Annotated in this window: 16 protein-coding genes; 6 read left to right on the top strand and 10 right to left on the bottom strand. The window is 57.0% G+C overall.

The window, feature by feature from the left end; all coding sequences use genetic code 11:
* Positions 1-81: 81 nt before the first annotated feature.
* From AACY09_RS03950 to AACY09_RS03940, 3 genes are read left to right on the top strand one after another with little or no spacing between them, the layout of a single operon-like run.
* A complete protein-coding gene (locus AACY09_RS03950; protein WP_339486176.1) occupies positions 82-1,494 on the top strand; it encodes a sodium/glutamate symporter in 1,413 nt (470 codons plus the stop codon).
* Complete coding sequence (locus tag AACY09_RS03945) at positions 1,491-3,119, top strand: amidohydrolase (protein ID WP_339486175.1); 1,629 nt, start codon at positions 1,491-1,493, stop codon at positions 3,117-3,119. The genes AACY09_RS03950 and AACY09_RS03945 overlap by 4 nt, the downstream gene beginning before the upstream one ends.
* On the top strand, positions 3,106-4,056 hold the full coding sequence (locus tag AACY09_RS03940; protein WP_339486174.1) for a CobW family GTP-binding protein: 951 nt from the start codon (positions 3,106-3,108) through the stop codon (positions 4,054-4,056). Before AACY09_RS03945 ends, AACY09_RS03940 begins: the two co-directional genes overlap by 14 nt.
* 36 nt (positions 4,057-4,092) lie before the next feature.
* Here AACY09_RS03940 and AACY09_RS03935 read toward each other — a convergent pair whose 3' ends face one another.
* Together AACY09_RS03935 and AACY09_RS03930 are read right to left on the bottom strand one after the other, a co-directional pair.
* Positions 4,093-4,989 carry a LysR family transcriptional regulator gene (locus AACY09_RS03935; RefSeq protein WP_339486173.1) on the bottom strand — a complete coding sequence of 299 codons (897 nt, stop codon included), beginning with the start codon at positions 4,987-4,989 and terminating at the stop codon, positions 4,093-4,095.
* A 147-nt stretch (positions 4,990-5,136) separates the two neighbouring features.
* Positions 5,137-6,846: an amidase gene (locus AACY09_RS03930; RefSeq protein ID WP_339486172.1), complete on the bottom strand. Its 1,710-nt coding sequence runs from the start codon at positions 6,844-6,846 to the stop codon at positions 5,137-5,139.
* Between the two features lie 239 nt (positions 6,847-7,085).
* On the opposite strand from AACY09_RS03930, the gene AACY09_RS03925 reads away from it, so the two are divergent.
* Entirely contained in the window at positions 7,086-7,544 is a 459-nt protein-coding gene (locus AACY09_RS03925; RefSeq protein ID WP_339486171.1) for a GNAT family N-acetyltransferase, read from the top strand.
* A 19-nt stretch (positions 7,545-7,563) separates the two neighbouring features.
* Here the strand turns inward: AACY09_RS03925 and rlmF are convergent, their stop codons facing one another.
* The 8 genes from rlmF to AACY09_RS03885 all read right to left on the bottom strand — a co-directional run bounded on the left by rlmF (position 7,564) and on the right by AACY09_RS03885 (position 16,724).
* Positions 7,564-8,589, bottom strand: coding sequence for a 23S rRNA (adenine(1618)-N(6))-methyltransferase RlmF (gene rlmF, locus AACY09_RS03920; protein ID WP_339487070.1), 1,026 nt, complete (start codon positions 8,587-8,589; stop codon positions 7,564-7,566).
* A gap of 66 nt (positions 8,590-8,655) precedes the next feature.
* On the bottom strand, positions 8,656-9,216 hold the full coding sequence (locus AACY09_RS03915; RefSeq protein ID WP_339486170.1) for a VTT domain-containing protein: 561 nt from the start codon (positions 9,214-9,216) through the stop codon (positions 8,656-8,658).
* Positions 9,217-9,235: 19 nt separating this feature from the next.
* On the bottom strand, positions 9,236-9,538 hold the full coding sequence (locus tag AACY09_RS03910; protein ID WP_339486169.1) for a winged helix-turn-helix domain-containing protein: 303 nt from the start codon (positions 9,536-9,538) through the stop codon (positions 9,236-9,238).
* 10 nt (positions 9,539-9,548) lie between these two features.
* Complete coding sequence (nhaD, locus tag AACY09_RS03905; protein WP_339487069.1) at positions 9,549-10,925, bottom strand: sodium:proton antiporter NhaD; 1,377 nt, start codon at positions 10,923-10,925, stop codon at positions 9,549-9,551.
* Positions 10,926-11,318: 393 nt separating this feature from the next.
* Positions 11,319-14,171, bottom strand: a complete 2,853-nt coding sequence (locus AACY09_RS03900; protein WP_339486168.1) for a valine--tRNA ligase — start codon at positions 14,169-14,171, stop codon at positions 11,319-11,321.
* Positions 14,172-14,321: 150 nt separating this feature from the next.
* Positions 14,322-14,732 carry a DNA polymerase III subunit chi gene (locus AACY09_RS03895; RefSeq protein ID WP_339486167.1) on the bottom strand — a complete coding sequence of 137 codons (411 nt, stop codon included), beginning with the start codon at positions 14,730-14,732 and terminating at the stop codon, positions 14,322-14,324.
* An 8-nt stretch (positions 14,733-14,740) separates the two neighbouring features.
* Positions 14,741-15,160, bottom strand: coding sequence for a DNA polymerase III subunit chi (locus AACY09_RS03890; protein WP_339486166.1), 420 nt, complete (start codon positions 15,158-15,160; stop codon positions 14,741-14,743).
* A gap of 73 nt (positions 15,161-15,233) precedes the next feature.
* Positions 15,234-16,724 carry a leucyl aminopeptidase gene (locus AACY09_RS03885; RefSeq protein ID WP_339486164.1) on the bottom strand — a complete coding sequence of 497 codons (1,491 nt, stop codon included), beginning with the start codon at positions 16,722-16,724 and terminating at the stop codon, positions 15,234-15,236.
* Between the two features lie 144 nt (positions 16,725-16,868).
* Between AACY09_RS03885 and lptF the strand changes: the two genes are divergently transcribed.
* Complete coding sequence (gene lptF / locus AACY09_RS03880; protein WP_339486163.1) at positions 16,869-17,990, top strand: LPS export ABC transporter permease LptF; 1,122 nt, start codon at positions 16,869-16,871, stop codon at positions 17,988-17,990.
* Complete coding sequence (gene lptG / locus AACY09_RS03875) at positions 17,983-19,044, top strand: LPS export ABC transporter permease LptG (RefSeq protein WP_339486162.1); 1,062 nt, start codon at positions 17,983-17,985, stop codon at positions 19,042-19,044. The genes lptF and lptG overlap by 8 nt, the downstream gene beginning before the upstream one ends.
* Positions 19,045-19,135 lie beyond the last annotated feature (91 nt).

The following is a 19,135-nucleotide window of genomic DNA, read 5'->3' as shown; positions in this document are numbered from 1 at the left end:
ACACGTGGGCTGCGTCTCACAAAAAAATCGCAATAACGTCTATCTGCCATTCCAAAAATAAGCATATGTAGAGGACAGACAATGGAAAGTACATTCCACGGAGTGATGGCTTTTGCCTTGCTCGCCAGTATGTTGCTGTTGGGCAGTGTCTTGCGTAATCGGATCGGCGTGCTCCGTAGTTCTCTGGCTCCTGCCAGCATCATTGGCGGCGTAATCGGGTTTATCCTGTTATCTCTGGGCTTGATTCCCGGTTTCAAGGCGGATGATTTCCAAGCGCTGACCTTTCACTTTTTCACGCTTAGCTTTATGTCCCTGTGCCTGACCGGTAAGAGCAAAGACGCCTCGCTTTCCGGAGGCAGTGTGGTGCGCGGCGGGTTATGGCTGACGTTTATCTGGACGATTAGCCTCGGGCTGCAAGGGGTTATTGGCTACCTGATGATTGTCGGCTACGACGCACTCACCGGTTCCACTACCAGTGCATGGCTGGGAGCGATTGTGACCCACGGCTTCACCCAGGGGCCGGGGCAGGCATTGACCTATGGCGGTATCTGGGAAAGTCAGTACGGCGTGAAGAACGCCGCTCAGGTAGGCATGATCTACGCGTCTCTGGGCTTTTTAGTGGCATTTATTATTGGCGTACCCGTGGCGAAGCGGTTTATTCGTGGCGGGCTGAATGCCAACAAGGCGTCAAATATTGATGAGGCGTTCACGTCGGGTTTTTACAGTGCAAAGCAGGCGCCGAGTAGCGGACAAATGGTTTCCCATCCCGCGAACCTCGACTCCTTGGGTTACCACCTTGGCTTGCTGGGTGTCGCCTACCTGATCACCTATCTCTGGCTGAACTTTATCCAGACCCAGGTTGCAGGGCTGTCACTCGGCGGTGTCAATCTATCGGTGTTGTTCAGCTTTAATATGTTCTTCGTGCACGGCCTGGCAGTTTGCGTATTGATGCGTTTTTGTATTGACCGCTTTGGCTTATCGCACCGGGTCGATGACGAAAGCCTCAAACGAATTACCGGGTCATCCGTGGATTTTATGGTGGTCGGCACGCTGATGAGCATCCAGTTCACCGTGCTCTATGAATTGCTGACGCCGATCCTGCTGGTCACGGTAGCGGTGACAATCGCCACCCTGTTGGGGTGTTTGCTGCTCGGCAGATTGAGCGGAGTCTTGGGCCGGGAGCGGGCGCTAACAGCATTTGGCTGCTGCTGTGGTTCGACCGGCACTGGTCTGCTGCTGTTGCGCATGATGGATGCCGACTTCAGTACCTCGGTCCCCAAGGAATTAGCCTTCTTTAACCTGGCCATTATCTTCACCAATTTCCACGTCCTGTTCTTCTTTGCGCCGTTGGTACCTTCACTCGGCGGCTGGACCTACTGCCTGGTCTTCGGCGGGACAGCACTTATATTCCTCGCGGGCATTCCGTTACTCATGAAGCGCCGTGCGCAAACATCACCCACGCCCAACTTACAGGTTAAGGAGTCCTGCTCATGAGTATTACTGTCTACGCCGCCAAACGCATTCTGACAATGAACCCATCGCAGCCGGAAGCTACCCACATTGCGGTGCGCGATGGCCGAGTGTTGAGTGTCGGCCCTCTGGAGATCATGGATGAGTTGGGGAAATACACCCTGGATCAGCGCTTCGCGCAGAACATTATTCTGCCGGGCTTTGTGGAGGGGCATAGCCATGCGCTGGAAGGGGCTATGTGGAATTATCTGTACCTCGGTTACTTCGACAGGATTGATCCCGAGCGTGTGAACTGGCCCGGCGCCAAGAGCATTTTGGCGATGCAGCAACGGCTGCGCGAGGGCGCAGTGGGGCTCGCGGAAGGTGAGCCCTTGGTCGCTTGGGGATTTGATCCGGTTTACTTCGAGGGCGATCGTCTTGATCGGCGCGTGCTTGATGCGGCCATCGGTGATCGTCCGGTGATCGTGATGCATGCGAGCTTGCATGTGATGACAGTCAACACGCGGATGCTCGAATTATCCAATCTCGATCAACATGCCGGAGTTGAAGGCATCATGCTTGATGCGGCTGGCCAGCCCAACGGCGAACTGCAGGAAATGGCGGCGATGCACGCGGTTTTTGAAACCTTGGGGCTCAATCTGTTTGAAGCAGTGTCCAGCCCGAGCACGCTGCAACGTTATGGCAAGGTCGCCCGTAATGTTGGGGTGACAACCATCACCGACCTTTACAACCCACTGACCGATGCAGGCATCGCGGCGTTGCAGCAAGTGACCGCCGCTGATGACTTCCCGGTGCGTCTGGTCCCGGCAATGAGCGCCTTAGCGTGGACGCCGGAGCAGGGGGTTGAGCGCCTGCACCGCTGCATCGAGTTGAATACCGACACCTTGCATTTCGGTTTGGTCAAGATGATGACTGACGGTTCTATACAAGGTTACACGGCACGCATGAAGTGGCCGTACTACCACGACGGGCATCCAAATGGCATATGGAATGCGCCGCCTGAGGCACTGCGCAAGATGGTTCAGGTCTACCATCAAGCGGGCCTGCAACTGCACATCCACACCAACGGCGATGAAGCTGTCGAGCTTATGTTGGATGCCGTTGAAGATGCCCTCGACATGTGGCCCCGTGCCGACCACCGCCATACCTTGCAGCACTGCCAGGTGATAGACCACGCTCAGTTGCGGCGCACGGCTAAGCTCGGCCTTTGCCTGAACATGTTCGCCAACCACCTGTATTACTGGGGCGATATCCACCGCAGTCGCACGCTGGGTTTTGAACGCAGTCGCAGGCTTGAGCCACTGGCGTCAGCACGACGCCTGGGCATTCCGACGGCGGTGCATAGCGATGCCCCAGTTACACCGCTGGGGCCCTTGTTCACCGCATGGTGCGCAGTCATGCGTGAAAGCGCATCGGGCGAGGTGCTCGGTGAACATGAGCGCGTCACCGTCGCCGAAGCGCTTGAGATGATCACCCTCGGCGCGGCGTACACCCTTCGACTCGACCACCAAGTCGGCAGCCTTGAGGTCGGCAAATTCGCGGACATGGTGGTGCTGGAGCAAGATCCACTGGCGGTAGAACCTGCGCAGTTGCGTAATATTAATGTATTGGCGACGGTGCTTGGAGGGCGGGTCAATGCCGATACCTGAGCCCGTTCCCTTTACCCTGATTACCGGTTTTTTGGGCGCGGGCAAGACCACTTACCTTAATCGGTTGATTGCCCAGGGATTACCCCGAGACAGCCTGATCGTGGTCAATGACTTTGGCGATATCAATATTGATGCAGAGCTTATCGAGTACGCGGATGAGCAGATTGTGCGGCTGGGTAATGGCTGTATTTGCTGCACGATCGGCGGTACGTTGGCGGAGCAACTGGCCCAGTCCATGCGTCTTGAGCCGCGCCCCGCGGCTATCTATATCGAGGCAAGCGGTGTGGCACAACCGGCACGCATTGCTGATATCGCCAGGACTTCACGTCAGTTGCAACTGGCCTCGGTGGTCTGCCTGGTTGACGGCAGCCAGATCACTCGGCATGCGACGGATCGCTATACCGCCGAGGTGTGGCGCTCGCAGATTGCGGGGGCCAGCCAGTTGCTGGTGAATCGTCTGCCGCCTGCTGATGGCGAAGAATACAGCCAGGCGCTGGAGCTGCTCAAAGGTCTCAATTGCCATGCAGGGTTTACTCTCAGTGGCGAATCATCTGAACCTGCCAAGCTAGCGCCTCGAGCGGCCCATTTACTCACGCCGGTGACGGCTCAAAAACCACATAACGATGCGCCGTGGAGTTCATTTAGCCTGAGTTATCGCTCGGCAATCGATGGGGAGCGACTGGAGCAGTTACTGCACGACTATCGCGATGTCGTGCTGCGCGCCAAGGGCATCTTGGCGCGCGCAGGGCGTACTGCTCCGCAGGTTTTCCAGCTCAGTGGTGGTTCGACCTGCTGGCTGCCAGCACGGCGAGCGCCGGTTGCCAATCAGTTGGTGTGCATCGGCATTGAAGGGGCACGTTTTGCGGCCTTGGCAGTTGAGCTGACGCAGCTTGAGGTTTGTTCACCTACAACAGAGCCTGCAGCGTTATCGGTCTAGCTGGCCACGCGCTGCGATGAGGCCGGTAACCTGCACTTAATTCTGGGGTAACGGGTACTGCCGGAGGAACTCGATAAACTTCTGTTGCACCGGGGTAATCTCGGACTTCAACCACGCGGCCAAGGTGCAGAGCCGAGTGTCGACGTCTTTAAGTGGTACCAATACCACGCCTTTGCGGTTGTAATTGGCTGCGCTTTCCAAATGTATGGTCACGCCAATATTGGCGGCGACAAAGCCAAAAATGCCTTCGCTGTTGAAGGCCTCTTGAGCAACCTCCGGCAAAAAATTTGCGCTCAGGCACAGCGCATCCAAGTGGCGGCGGAAGTAGGACCAATGGCTCATTCCGCCTAGAATAAACGGCTCCTTGGCCAGCTCGCTCAGGGCGATTTCCGACCGGTTGGCAAGCGGGTGAAGATGCGACAACGCGACGACAAAGCGGTCGCGCTGGATCTCGATGCTGTCGGTATTCGGCTCGATCAGTGGGCCGGTAAGAAAAGCGAATTCGATTGAGCCGTCCTTGAGCATTTCCAGCTGGTGCTGGGTTGAGCCGAAAATAAGCTCGGCCCTGATCTCTGGATAGCAGCGATGAAAACCTTCGAGTATGGATGGCAACTGACCCGATACCGCAAAGTCGGTGTAACCAATGCGCAGTTGCCCAACTTGCCCGGCACCGGCCTTACGCGCCTGTAATACTGTGGCCTCAAGTTGCTCGAAAATAGTCTGGCTTCCCGCGAGAAATACCCGGCCCGCTTCAGTTAGCTCAACACGCCGGTTGCTACGCAGCAGCAGTATTTCACCCACCGATTCTTCAAGTTGCTGGATGGTTCGACTAAGCGCAGGTTGCGCCAAATTCAGGCGTTCAGCTGCCCGGCGAAAATGAAGTTCTTCGGCAACGGCCTCGAAGGCGCGTAAGTGACGTAGCTCTATGCGCATAACAATACCTGTGACGCATCAATACCTATAGGTTCGATCATATACAGGTAACGCCGCAGGCTCTAGGAAATGTGCAGGCAACCCTGGCGCCAGGGTGTAATGGGCAGTATTTTCAAGGGCCAGTGACGGCCCTTGATGATGCCTGATTCAATCACGCTTCAGTGCAGGGGTGCGCGGTGGCACCAAACGCTTCGAGCCGGTAGCTTCATAGGCCGAAGCCAAACTCAGCAGCGCTGAATCGTCATAGGCGCGGCCGGCAAATGTCAGCCCGGCAGGCATGCCGATATCGGCCATTACGCCCATCGGAACCGTCACGGTCGGTACGCCCAGGTGGCGAATGGCGAGGTTGCCGTTCGCGACCCAAACGCCGTTGCTCCAGGCAATGTCTGCGGATTCAATATTCACGTCGGCGTCTGCCGGACCAACGTCGGCCACGGTCGGGAATATCACCGCATCCAGCCCGAGTTTATCCATCCACTGTTCAAGATCGGTGCGGCGAATCTGTTCAAGTGCCCGCAAACCGTCAGGCAAGGTGGTGATTTGATCCCAGGGGATAATGCCTTGCTTGGCCATGCGCACATATTCATCCATGCCCGCAGCCAGGTCGTCTTCACGATTGGGCAAGGTGCCGGGGTCGTGGGGGAAGATTTGCGGGCCATCGACGTCGGCTAAACGGTTGAGCTTGGGATCGCCATTGGCCTGGAGAAAGTCATCGAAGGCCCAGGCCGACAACTCCCACAGTTCATGGTGCATGTAGTTCTTGGGGATCAGGTCGCGGTTGAATACCGTTGGCGTGCCGGGGCGGTCCCCCTCGCAATTTGAAATCATCGGGAAGTCGACTTCGATGACTTCGGCGCCGGCGGCTTCGAGGCTTTTACGTGCCTCTTGCCATAGCGCGATCATTGAGTCGCGGGTGATGATCTTCTGTCCGGTTGGGCCGCCAATGCCAGGCTTTTCCGAGGTGCCAGCATCGGGGTCGGCATTGATATACATGCGGGGCACGCCGAAGCGCTTACCGGCGAGCGCTTCAGGCTTGGCCGCGAGACTGGCATAAGCGGCAGGGCGTACAGAGGACGTGCTTGGGATAGGTACCCAGGGCTGCATCCGCCATAGATCGCCGCGGGTTTCAGGGTCATCGGCGACGACCACATCCAGGACTTCCAGCAGGTCGGCCATGGTGCGGGCATAAGGCACGACCACATCCATGGTCGGCGTTAACGGCCAGTTGCCGCGCACGGAGATGACGCCGCGTGATGGCGTGTAGGCGCACAAACCATTGTTCGAGGCGGGGCCACGACCGCTCGACCATGTTTCCTCGGCTAAACCAAAAGCAGCGAAGCTGGCCGCTGTTGCCGTGCCTGCGCCATTGGATGAGCCAGAGGCGAAGGGCGCGGTGAGAAAGTCGCCGTTATAAGGGCTTTCAGCACGGCCATAAACACCGCGCTGCATGCCGCCGTTGGCCATGGGCGGCATATTGGTTTTACCCAGACAAATCGCCCCGGCGCCGCGAAGACGCTCTACGGTAAAGGCATCACGGTAGGCAAGCAAATCCTTGAAGGCCGGGCTACCAGACGCGGCGGTGAGGCCTTTGACCAGGTAACTGTCTTTGGCGGTGTAAGGAATGCCATCGAGCGGGCCCAGCGTTTCGCCACGGGCGCGGCGCTCATCGGAGGCTTGGGCTTCTTTGAGTGCATCAGGATTACGCACCACCAGCGCATTGAGTGCAGTTGCGGTGCCTGCACCGTCGTAGGCATCGATTCGATCAAGGTAGGCTTGAACAAGCTCTACCGCAGTTGTTTGGCCGGATACGAGCGCGGCTCGTAACTCGGCAATGGAGACCTCGGTTACTTCAATCATACTGGCACCATTGGCGTCTGGTAGGTTGTGCAGCGAATGTCTACATCGCGCTGCGCCATCTCAGAACATTCTACTCAAGGCGCGTGCGGCTAGCAGAGAAAATAATACCTGGATGGTCGGGTGATATGCGCGGTGAACTCCACCAGTTAAAACGACTGCGTCGACGGCCCATCGGTGCTGAATGCTGTGCGGTATAGTGCGCAATCACAGGATTATCATCGACTAAGGGATGTGTTTGTATGCCCCGGATGGATTGGTTAGCGCATCAAATGAAGCATTGCGACGCGATGGCGCAGCGGTTGTATCAGCAGTTCAGTTATGAATATGCCGGGCAAAGTCTTGAGCAGTGGCAGCGAGAGTTTGCGGCGGGGCAGTTGGATGGCAGCTGGAAGGCGTTGATTGTTACCGATGATGATCAATGGCTCGGTGGCGCAGCCCTCGCGCAAGATGATCTGGCCAGTCGTCCCGATCTTGGACCTTGGCTGGCGTGCGTGTTGGTCGCGCCTGAAGCGCGTGGGCAAGGGCTTGCGGCCCGGCTGATTGAGGGTATTTGCAACGATGCCCGGGATTCGGGCGTCAAAACCCTGTACTTACACACCCACGACCAAAGCGATTACTACGCCAAGCGTGGCTGGGAAGTGCTGGAGCGCTTCGAGGCGTGGGGCAAAGAGCAGTGGCTGATGTCGCGAGCGTTATAGGCTCGCCACGACATACCGCTTATGACTGCCAGCGCGTTTTAATCCACTGCGCTTGTTGTTCCTTGCTCATAAAGGTCCAGGCCACGAAGCGGCTTTGTTTTTGCCCTTGCGCCATTTCTACAGTGCGCACCTGGCTGGCGCCGATTTTATTCAGCGCGCTGTAAACCCCGGCCAGATTGCCTGCCTTGGAGATCAAGGTGCTAAACCACAGCACTTGCTGGCCGTGGTTGGCACTTTCACTGATTAGCTTCGCCACAAATTCGGCCTCGCCACCTTTGCACCACAACTCGGCGGCTTGGCCACCAAAATTCAGCACCGGTAATTTGCGTTTGGGGTCGAGTTTGCCAAGATTGCGCCATTTGCGCTTGCTGCCGCTTGTGGCCTCTTCGGCTGAGGCATGGAAGGGAGGATTGCACAGGGTGAGATCGAAGCGGTCATCGCTGTGGATCACGCCGTCGAGGATATGCGTGCTGTCTTCTTGTTGGCGCAGTTCGATGGCGGCCTCCAATCCGGCATTGGCCTGGATGATGGCGCGTGCCGAGTCGAGCGCACTGCTGGCGATGTCGGAGCCGACAAACTGCCAGTCGTACTCGCAATGGCCGAGCAGGGGATAAATGCAGTTGGCGCCTACGCCGATATCCAAGGCTTTAATTTTCGCGCCCCGGGGGATGTCACCGGCGTTACTTTTACCCAGCAAGTCAGCGAGATAATGCAGGTAATCGGCCCGGCCCGGGATTGGCGGGCACAGATAATCAGCGGGAATATCCCAGTGTTCAATCCCATAAAACTGTTTGAGCAGCGCGCGGTTGAATACCTTCACGGCTGCCGGGTTGGCAAAATCGATGCTTTCTTTGCCGTACGGATTGATAATCACGAAGGCGGCCAGTTCGGGGCTCATCTGAATCAGTGCCGGGAAGTCATAGCGACCTTGGTGACGATTACGCGGGTGCAATTGGCCCTTGGCTTGGTCAGCTTTCGCGGCCACCGCTGGTTTGACGGCCGGTTTTTTCGCAGCGGGGCGTGCAGGTGGGCGAGGCATGGTGATCCGTAAGCAAGGTGGCGAGCAGTGCATTATTCATACTGAGCAGGTAATGGCTAGTCTGGTCGCGATTCAAACGATGTGCAGCACCTTGGCCAGGTAGTCGAAGAAGACGCAGTAAAGCGCAATCGGCAGGGGCAAACCGAGCAGGGTACCGAGCACATAATGACGCATGCGCACGCCTGAAAGCGCCAGTGTGTAGTTCAGCGCCGGCAGCGTTTGCATCAGCATACGCAAGCCAATGATGCTCGCCAGTGGGTGCTTGTCCAAGCCTGCCAGCAGTCGCTTGGCCAGGCGGTTGTCGATTTCACGCAGTGCGTTACCGCCAATATAACGGATGCTCACGTAGGTCAGCATGCAGGAGAAGCAGGCGGCGACGTAAGTCGCCACGCCGCCCCAGAGACGGCCAAGCGCGAGCACGGCGGCGGCCAGAAATATCCAGCCTGGGATCTGGATCAGATTGCCGAGAGCGAACAGCAGGGTAAACAGGATGATGCCGGCGAACTTGTGCATCACGATGATCGACTGCACCGCTTCAAGGCTGAACTGTTGGCGAATGCCCAAGGCTTGGAATAATGCAAACAGCGCGATTAAAACCAGTACCACCAGGAGTATACGTTTGCGTCCGCTCATTTAACTTCCTGAGTGATGACTATGGATAATTGAGGGCCTGCTTGATGGCCTTGAGGTTAGCGCCGATCCAGCTTTTGTCGATCGCGCCCCAATTGCGGATCACGTAGTGCCCGGCATTATTGCGGCTACCTGATTCCTGCTCGAACTCACTAATGATATCCAGTTCAGCCAGGGCATTAAGCGTGTCCTGAGCGGTACGCCGGGGCATGCCCGTCGCCTCCATTAACGCAGGAATGCTCGTCGCGCTACCGCTGTCGATCAGCCAGGCCACATACAGGCGCCGGTAAAAGCTGCTTTTGGTCTTGCTGATCTCCGGGGGCATGCGCGGCTCCTTAACTGAATGTGGCGATGGCGATATAGGTCGCAGCACCGGCAATGTACCCCAGGAATGCCAACAGGCTGATGGTTTTCAGGTACCAGATAAAGTTGATCCGCTCCATGCCCATTGCCGCCACACCCGCTGCCGAGCCGATAATCAGGCAGCTACCGCCCGTGCCCGCGCAGTAAGCGAGCAACTCCCAGAAGTCGCCATTCATGGTGAAGCTTTGCAGCCAGCTGACGTCGCTGGCAGCACTGGCGATCGCCACTGGGCTCACCAGCGGGTACATTTTCATCGCACCGGCTACAAGCGGCACGTTATCGACCACCGATGACAGCAAGCCAATGGCGATATTGATCGCGTAAATGTTGCCAAGACTTTCTTTCAGCGCGCTGGCCACCTGAGTCAGGTGGCCAGCAGTCGCAAGGCTTGAAACCGCCAGCAGGATGCCGAGGAAGAACAGTACGCTGGTGGTATCGATGCGGCGCAGCACGCCAATTACCGACAGTGGGTGCTTTTCTTCGGAGTTTTTGCCCCGATGAATAATTTCGGTAACCACCCACATAACACCCAAGCCAAACATGATGCCCATGTAAGGCGGCAGGTGGGTAATGGACTTGAAGACCGGCACGAACAGCAGGCTACCGAGGCCAACGCCCAGCACCAGGTTACGTTCGAAGGGGGTGGTGGGATCGCGATGGCTTTCCAGTGACTCGTATTCCGGCGGGCGCTGGACCTCGCCTTTCAGGCGGAAACTGAGGTAAACCAGCGGCACCATCAGGCACACCAGGCTTGGGATAAACAGGTTGCCGATGATGCTGCTGGCGCTGATCTGGCCGCCAATCCAGAGCATGGTGGTGGTGACGTCACCAATGGGCGACCACGCGCCGCCAGCGTTGGCGGCAATAACCACGATACCGGCAAAGAACCAGCGATCTTTCTGGTTATCGATCAGCTTGCGCAGCAACGAGACCATTACGATGGTGGTGGTCAGGTTGTCCAGTGCTGCGGAGAGGAAAAAGGTCAGCAGGCCTATCAGCCATAGTAGGTGGACGCGCTTATTGGTCTTGATATGGTCGGTGACCGTTTTAAAACCTTCGTGGGCGTCGATCAGCTCAACAATCACCATGGCGCCGAGCAGGAAAAACAATATCTCCGAGATCTCGCCAAGATGCTCACGCAATTGATGAACGACATACCCCGAGTTGTCGCCGTGCGTCACATTGATGTTGGTAATGGCTGGCAGAATATGGTCCGCCCCCATTACCAGCACGGTCCAACAGATCACGGCGGTCAATAGCGCCGACGCGGCTTTATCGATTTTCAGTGGATGCTCAAAGGCAATACACAGATAGCCAAGAATAAAAACACACGCCATCAACACATACATGATCAGAATTCCAGAGTTCGGTTCGGTACGGGTGTTGAAGAAATCTGGCGGTTTACTGCGACACACGGCGGCTGGCATTGGCACATGCTGCGTGTGGCTTTGGCCTGACCTTCAAGCGGAAAATGCGTACAAAACCTGGGCTTTTTACCAGCGATTAAACGCCGAGAGCTCTTGATGCGGGGGAGAAGATGCCTGATTTACAGCCAGTAAGGGAAGGGATTTATCTGCAAAAGTTGCGCTGCACGGCTGAAATTTGTTCAGGATCGAAGCAATGGCTTGGCGTCTACAGCCAGTTTTCTACCCGAGTTGTGCCGCTTGGCTATTTCAGCAGGGGCTGAAAGCAACAGGGCCCGCGCCTTATCGGTCGCGAGCCCTGTTGGGTATCACCTTGACTTACAGCGAGGCGATACGGCTGCGCTGTTCAGCCAGCTTGCCGAGTGCTTGCTCGGCCTCTGCCAGTTTGGCGCGTTCCTTTTCGATTACCTCAGGCGGTGCCTTGTCGACGAAACCGGCATTGCCGAGCTTGCCGCCAACGCGTTTGACTTCGCCTTCGAGGCGCTGGATTTCCTTGTCCAGACGTCCCAGTTCGGCAGCCTTGTCAATCAATCCGGCCATTGGCACCAACACTTCCATGTCGCCAACCAGTGCGGTGGCTGACAATGGCGGCTCTTCCCCGGCCGCAAGAATGCTTACCGATTCCAGCTTGGCCAGTTTGTTGAGCAGCGGCGCGTTGTCTTGCAGGCGACGTTGATCTTCAGTGCTGGCGTTCTTGAGGATGATGTCGATGCGTTTGGCCATGGAGATGTTCATCTCACCACGGATCTGGCGCAGGCCGAGCATCAAGGCTTTCACCCACTCGATATCGCCTTCAGCGGCGGCGTCGATGCGCGCTTCGTTGGCCACCGGCCAGGCTTGCAGCATGATGGTATCGCCAGCGACGCCAGCTTGGGTCTTGATCCGCTGCCAGATCTCCTCGGTGATAAATGGCATAAACGGATGGGCCAGACGCAGCGCCACTTCCAACACGCGGATCAGGGTGCGGCGTGTACCGCGCTGACGTTCGATCGGTGCGTTCTCATCCCACAGGACCGGCTTAACCAGCTCCAGATACCAGGCGCAGTATTCGTCCCAGATAAACTCATAAAGAGCAGATGCTGCCAGGTCGAAGCGGAAGGCATCAAGGTGACGGGTGACATCGGCCTCGGTGCGTTGCAACTGGGAGATGATCCAGCGGTCAACCGAGGACAGCTCAACCGCTTCACCGTTGATGCCAGTGTCATGGCCGTCGGTGTTCTCGATCACGAAGTTGGCGGCGTTCCAGATCTTGTTGCAGAAGTTGCGGTAGCCCTCAACCCGACCCATGTCGAACTTGATATCGCGGCCTGTGGAGGCCAGAGACAAGTTAGTGAAGCGCAGGGCGTCGGTGCCGTAAGCGGCAATGCCTTCAGGGAATTCGGCGCGGGTCTGCTTGGCGATTTTCTCGGCAAGTTTGGGCTGCATCATGCCGCTGGTACGTTTTTCCAGCAGGCTTTCGAGGTCAATGCCGTCAACGATATCCAGCGGGTCAAGCACGTTGCCCTTGGACTTGGACATCTTCTGGCCCTGACCATCGCGCACCAGACCGTGTACGTAAACCGTCTTGAACGGTACTTGCGGGGTGCCGTCTTCGTCTTTCACCAGGTGCATGGTGAGCATGATCATCCGGGCAACCCAGAAGAAAATTATATCGAAGCCCGTCACCAGTACGTCGGTCGGGTGGAAGGTCTTGAGAAATTCAGTCTGTTGCGGCCAGCCGAGGGTCGAGAACGTCCACAGGCCCGAGCTGAACCAGGTGTCGAGTACGTCTTCATCCTGACGCAACGCTACGTCTGCGCCGAGGTTGTTTTCGCGACGTACTTCGTCTTCGTTGCGGCCTACGTAAACATTGCCTGCGTCGTCGTACCAGGCGGGGATGCGGTGCCCCCACCACAGTTGACGGCTGATGCACCAGTCCTGGATGTCACGCATCCAGCTGAAGTACATGTTTTCGTATTGCTTGGGCACAAACTGAATGCGGCCGTCTTCAACCGCCGCAATCGCAGGCTCTGCAAGAGACTTGGTGGATACGTACCATTGATCTGTCAGCCACGGCTCAATCACGGTGCCTGAGCGGTCGCCTTTCGGCACCTTGAGGGCGTGGTCATCAACGCTGACCAGCAGGCCGGCGGCATCAAAGTCGGCAACAATCTGTTTGCGCGCTTCAAAGCGATCAAGGCCGGCGTATTGCACAGGCAGGCTGGTGTCGATATCAGCCTTGACGCTGCCATCCACGTTGAATGCCTGAGCGTTAGCCAGAACTGCTGCGTTCTTGTCGAAGATATTGAGCAGCGTAAGGTTGTGGCGCTTGCCGACTTCGTAGTCGTTGAAATCGTGGGCCGGGGTGATTTTCACACAACCAGTGCCGAATTCAGGGTCACAGTAATCGTCAGCGATGATCGGAATACGACGGCCAACCAGTGGCAAGTCGATAAAGCTACCGATCAGCGACTTGTAGCGCTCATCTTCCGGGTGAACGGCCACGGCGGCGTCGCCGAGCATGGTTTCCGGGCGCGTGGTAGCGACGATCAGAAAGGCATTGCCTTCAGCGGTCGTCTTGCCGTCGGCCAGCGGGTAACGCAGGTTCCACAGGTGACCTTTCTCGTCGTGGTTTTCCACTTCGAGGTCGGAGATTGCGGTGTGGAATTTGGTGTCCCAGTTGACCAGTCGCTTGCCGCGATAGATCAGGCCATCTGCGTGCAGGCGCACGAAGGCTTCTTTCACCGCGTCAGACAGGCCATCATCCATGGTGAAGCGTTCGCGCGACCAGTCGACCGAGGAGCCGAGGCGGCGGATCTGACGGGTAATAGTGCCGCCGGATTGTTCTTTCCATTCCCAGACTTTTTCCAGGAACTTGTCGCGACCCAGGTCGTGACGGCTTACGCCGTCGGCGGCCAATTGGCGCTCAACCACCATTTGCGTGGCAATGCCCGCGTGGTCGGTGCCTGGCTGCCACAGGGTATTGCGGCCTTGCATGCGGCGAAAGCGAATCAGCGCATCCATGATCGAGTTGTTGAAACCATGGCCCATATGCAGGCTGCCGGTGACATTCGGCGGCGGGATCATGATGGTATACGGCTGACCCGAACCTTGTGGGGCGAAGTAATTGTTCGTTTCCCAGTTCTGGTACAGGCTGGTTTCAATGGCGTGCGGCTGGTAGGTCTTGTCCATGCGCGGCGGGACCCTTTTGACGGCTGATCGGAAAAGCCGACAAGTATAGCGGGGAAGGGCCCTTTGGCGTAAGTGCAAGGTGATTGCTGGCAGATACTCGGCGCAATTGGCGTTGCAGGCGCTGGGTTGAACCGGTTTTTTGCCTTGCCGCTAAGGCCGACGTGGCGGCAACAGGCGGCTTAAGCGGGCTTCAAGGCGCGATTTTAATTCAGCCTCGATCTGCGGTACGAAGTCGTCAATTACATCCTGCAGGATCAACTGCGCAGCATTACGCAGTTCAGTGTCGAGGCGATTGATCTCACTGTCCCGGCCGATTGACTGGCGCACTGTGTCACGCAGGGCTTGATCGGCGCTCTGGGCACGGTCGAACCGACGCGCAGTCTGGCTCGGCGCTGGGGTTGCTTCGACTATATCTGAGAGCAGCGGAATTGAATCCGGGTCCAGTGAGTCAAAATCGAGCGAGGCCGAAGTGTCGTTGTTTTCGTCACCCAGCAGTTCGCGAATCGACTCAAGATCGTCGAGCAGGTGTGCCGATTTTTGTGGCGGTTTAGGCGTGTCCATTTATCAAACTACAGCTCAACTCGTTTTGGATCATAGCCACGCTGGCGGTAGCTACGGAAATTTTCCCGGCAAACGGTCAGTAAGTCCGGTTGTTGGTTTACGATTTCGATGACCCGGCTGAAACGCTCAACATGGGGTGAAATCGCATTGTTCAGGTTGATCAGAACACCTTGTTGGGCGCTCGGTTCCTCATCGACACCGATTACCACGGGAGCAAGCGGGTCATCACTGTGTTGGTTGTGCGGAATGAAGCAGTCCTTTTTGAACAGCCACATTTGCTCATCCAACTGCGCGCACTGGGCTGCATCGGCCGCGCGCACAAATACAGGCAGGCCATGGCGCCATGCTTTCAACGCTAACTGGCACGCGGCGCGGATGCGATCGGCGGGACGGTCGGTTGCTAGGACATAGAATTCGATTCGGCTCATGGCGTCTTCAGTGCAGGTTCGGTGAGTTAAAGCCTGGGCCGCATCGCTGCGGCCCGGGCCTTGTGCGCATAGCTTACGCCTTGGCGCGGTCCAACAGGTACTGAGTCAAGAGTGGCACAGGACGGCCGGAGGCGCCTTTGTCCTTCCCGCCGCTAATCCAGGCGGTGCCAGCAACGTCCAAGTGGGCCCAGTTGTATTTTTTGGTGAAGCGCGACAGGAAGCAGGCCGCCGTAATGGTGCCAGCCTTGGGGCCGCCAATGTTGGCGATGTCGGCGAACGGGCTGTCCAACTGCTCTTGGTATTCATCAAACAGCGGCAATTGCCACGCGCGGTCATCAGCTTGCTGGCCGGCGCTTAGAATCTGTTGCACCAGCTCATCATTGTTGCCAAGCAACCCTGAGGTGTGGGAGCCGAGGGCGACAATGCAGGCGCCAGTCAGGGTTGCGATATCGATAACGGCTTGCGGTTTGAAGCGTTCAGCGTAGGTCAGGGTGTCACACAGCACCAGACGGCCTTCGGCGTCCGTGTTGAGGATCTCAACCGTTTGCCCGCTCATGGTGGTGACGATATCGCCTGGGCGTGCAGCGCCGCCGCTTGGCATGTTTTCTGCGCAAGCCAGCAGGCAGACCAGGTTGATCGGCAGTTGCAGTTCCAGCACCGCTTTAAGGGTGCCGAATACGCTGGCAGCGCCGCCCATGTCGTATTTCATTTCATCCATGCCAGCTGCTGGCTTGATGCTGATGCCGCCGGTATCAAAGGTGATGCCTTTGCCGACCAGTACAAACGGTTTTTCGGTTTTCTTGCCGCCCTGATAATTCATCACGATCATGCGGGGCGGCTGGTCGCTGCCTTGGCCTACGGCCAGGAACGCACCGGCACCCAGGGTTTTGAGTTTTTTCTCGTCGAGAATTTCGACCTTCAGGCCTTTGTACGCCTTGCCCAGGTCCTTGGCTTGTTCCGCCAGGTAGGTCGGGTGGCAGATGTTTGGCGGCATGTTGCCAAGGTCTTTGGTGAAGGCCATGCCAGCAGTGATCGCCTTGGCGTGCAGGCAAGCGCGTTCGGTTTCGGCAAGATTGGCTTTTTCCGTCAGCACTGTGATTTTCTTCAGTGCGCAGGCCGGGGTTTTCTGGCTCTTGAACTGATCGAAGCTGTATTCACCGTCGGCGAGGGTTTCAACCAGCAAGCGTGCTGTGGAGTAAGTATCACGACCTTTTACGCTGAGTTCGCCGAGGGCCAATACGGCGTCACTGCCACCCAGATTTTTCAAAACGGCGTGAACTGAACCGATCAATTTGCGCAATTGGCGGTCAGAGAGTTCGGCGTCTTTACCGCAACCGACCAATAACACGCGTTCTGCTTTAATATTAGCGAGGTTATGTGTCAGCAGTGTCTGGCCGACTTTGCCGGCAAGGTCGCCGCTTTTGAGCAGGGCGCTGATCGCACCGGCGCTAGCGGTATCAATGGATTTGGCGATTTCACCGAGTTTGCGGCCTTCGCCGACAGCGATAACCAAGGTGGCAGTTTTCAATGTTTCCGGACGAGCGCTTTTGACAAAAAATTCCATGGAATGGTGTCCTCAAGACAACGGGTCGGTATTGCTGGATAATGGCGGCAATTAATTTAGTGGTTCGCCTGTTGGGCGAATTGGCAAACAGTGTGGCTAGTTTGAGCGTAGCTACCTGAGCCTGACAACCCTGGAGTGTCTGGTTTGATCGTCTTCCGTTATTTATCCCGTGAAGTGTTGACTACGATGAGCGCTGTAAGTGCGGTGCTCCTGGTGATCATCATGAGCGGACGCTTCATCAAGTATTTGGCTCAGGCTGCCCAAGGTGTGCTGGATCCGAGTGTTTTGTTTTTAATCATGGGCTTTCGTTTGCCCGGCTTTCTTCAACTGATTCTGCCCCTGGGTTTGTTCCTGGGTTTTCTCCTGGCGTACGGGCGCATGTACCTCGACAGCGAGATGACGGTGCTCTCGGCGACAGGCATGAGCCAGCAACGGCTGATGAAGTATTCGTTGGCGCCGGCCACACTGGTCGCGCTGCTGGTGGCATGGCTGAGCTTCGGTTTGGCGCCGCAGGGGGTGTCTCAGGTTGCACGCATCCTCAATGAGCAAGATGCACTGACCGAGTTTGATACCCTGGTGCCCGGGCGCTTTCAGTCGATGGGCGAAGGCACGCGGGTGACCTACACCGAGAAGCTGTCGAATGACCGTAGCGAGCTTGGCGGTATCTTTATTTCGGAAAAGCGCCTGTCAACCAAGGGCGATAAAGAGCGTGGCATTACTGTGCTGGTGGCCGAATCAGGTCGTCAGGAAGTTCAGGATGATGGCAGCCGCTATTTGATTCTGGAGAACGGTTACCGCTACGACGGTAACCCGGGCCAGGCCGATTACCGTGCGATTAAGTACGATGAGTACGGCGTATTGCTGCCCAAGCCGGAAGTCAGCGCCGACGTCAGTGAGCGCGAAGCTATGCCCACCAGAGACTTGATTGGCAGTGATAATCAGCGCTACAAGTCGGAACTGCAGTGGCGGATCTCGCTGCCTATCCTGGTGTTTGTTGTGACCTTGATGGCCGTACCCTTGTCACGGGTCAATCCCCGTCAGGGCCGCTTCCTCAAGCTGCTCCCGGCCATTTTGCTGTACATGGGTTATCTGTCGATCTTGATTGCTGCACGCGGCGCTTTGGATAAGGGCCGGATTCCATATGGGCTTGGTTTGTGGTGGGTACACGCGGTGTTTATAGCCATCGGCTTGCTGATGCTTTACTGGGAACCGATTCGCCTGAAGTGGGCATCTCGTCGTAGCGCGCAGGAGATTGCCCGTGGTTAAGCTGGATAGATACATCGGCAAGCAGGTATTTTTCGGCATTCTCAGCGTGTTGGGGATTATCGTCGCCCTCGCGCTGCTGTTTGCTTTCATCGATGAGCTGGGTGATGTCGATGAAAAGTATGGCCTGCTTGACGCAGCCTGGTATGTGTTCCTGACCGCGCCACGGCGCACCTACGAAATGCTGCCGATGGCGGCACTGATCGGTTGCTTGATTGGGCTGGGCACCTTGGCCAGTAACAGCGAGCTGACCATCATGCGTGCAGCTGGCGTTTCTGTTCGGCGTATCGTTTGGGCGGTAATGAAGCCAATGCTGGTGCTGATGTTTGCGGGCATTCTTATTGGTGAATACCTGGCGCCCTGGAGCGAGAATTTGGCGCAGGCAGATCGTGCCATGGCGCAGGGCGCGGGTGATGCACAGAGCTCAAAGCGGGGGCTGTGGCATCGTCAGGGCGAAGAGTATGTTCACATCAACGCCGTGCAACCTAATGGCGTGCTCTACGGGGTTACCCGTTATCAGTTTGATAAAGAGCGCCATTTGTTGTCTTCGAGCTTTTCGCGCAAGGCTGCGTTTCAAGGTGACCACTGGCAACTCGAAGGCGTGACCACGACCCATTTCAAAGAACGCAGCACCGAGGTGGTGGCGGCTCCGAGCGAGCGTTGGGATGTCGAGCTTAATCCTCAGCTGTTGAGTACTGTGGTGCTTGAACCTGGCGCGTTGTCTATCTCTGGACTGTGGCGCTATGCGGACTATCTGGCTAAGCAAGGTTTGAATAACAGCCAATACTGGTTGGCGTTCTGGACCAAGGTTTTGCAACCCATAGTGACTGCGGCGCTGGTTCTGATGGCGATCTCGTTCATCTTTGGCCCGCTGCGTTCGGTGACGCTCGGACAGCGGGTATTCACCGGGGTATTGGTGGGGTTTGTGTTCCAGATCGCCCAGGACCTGCTGGGGCCTTCGAGCTTGGTGTTTGGCTTCTCGCCATTATTGGCTGTGCTGGTACCCGCGGGCATTTGTGCGATTGCCGGGGGTTGGTTGTTGCGGCGAGCGGGCTAACTGCGCTGGCGCTCGCAGGGGGGCTGCAACGCGAAGCCTGACCTCCAATTGCCGGTAAGCATGAGCCGGCAAGTGGTGGGCGGATAAAACC

The organism is Pseudomonas sp. EL_65y_Pfl2_R95, from assembly GCF_963971045.1.
GTDB lineage: Bacteria > Pseudomonadota > Gammaproteobacteria > Pseudomonadales > Pseudomonadaceae > Aquipseudomonas.
Note: the sequence above shows the minus strand (reverse complement) of the source record. Positions and strands in the feature narration are given on the sequence as shown.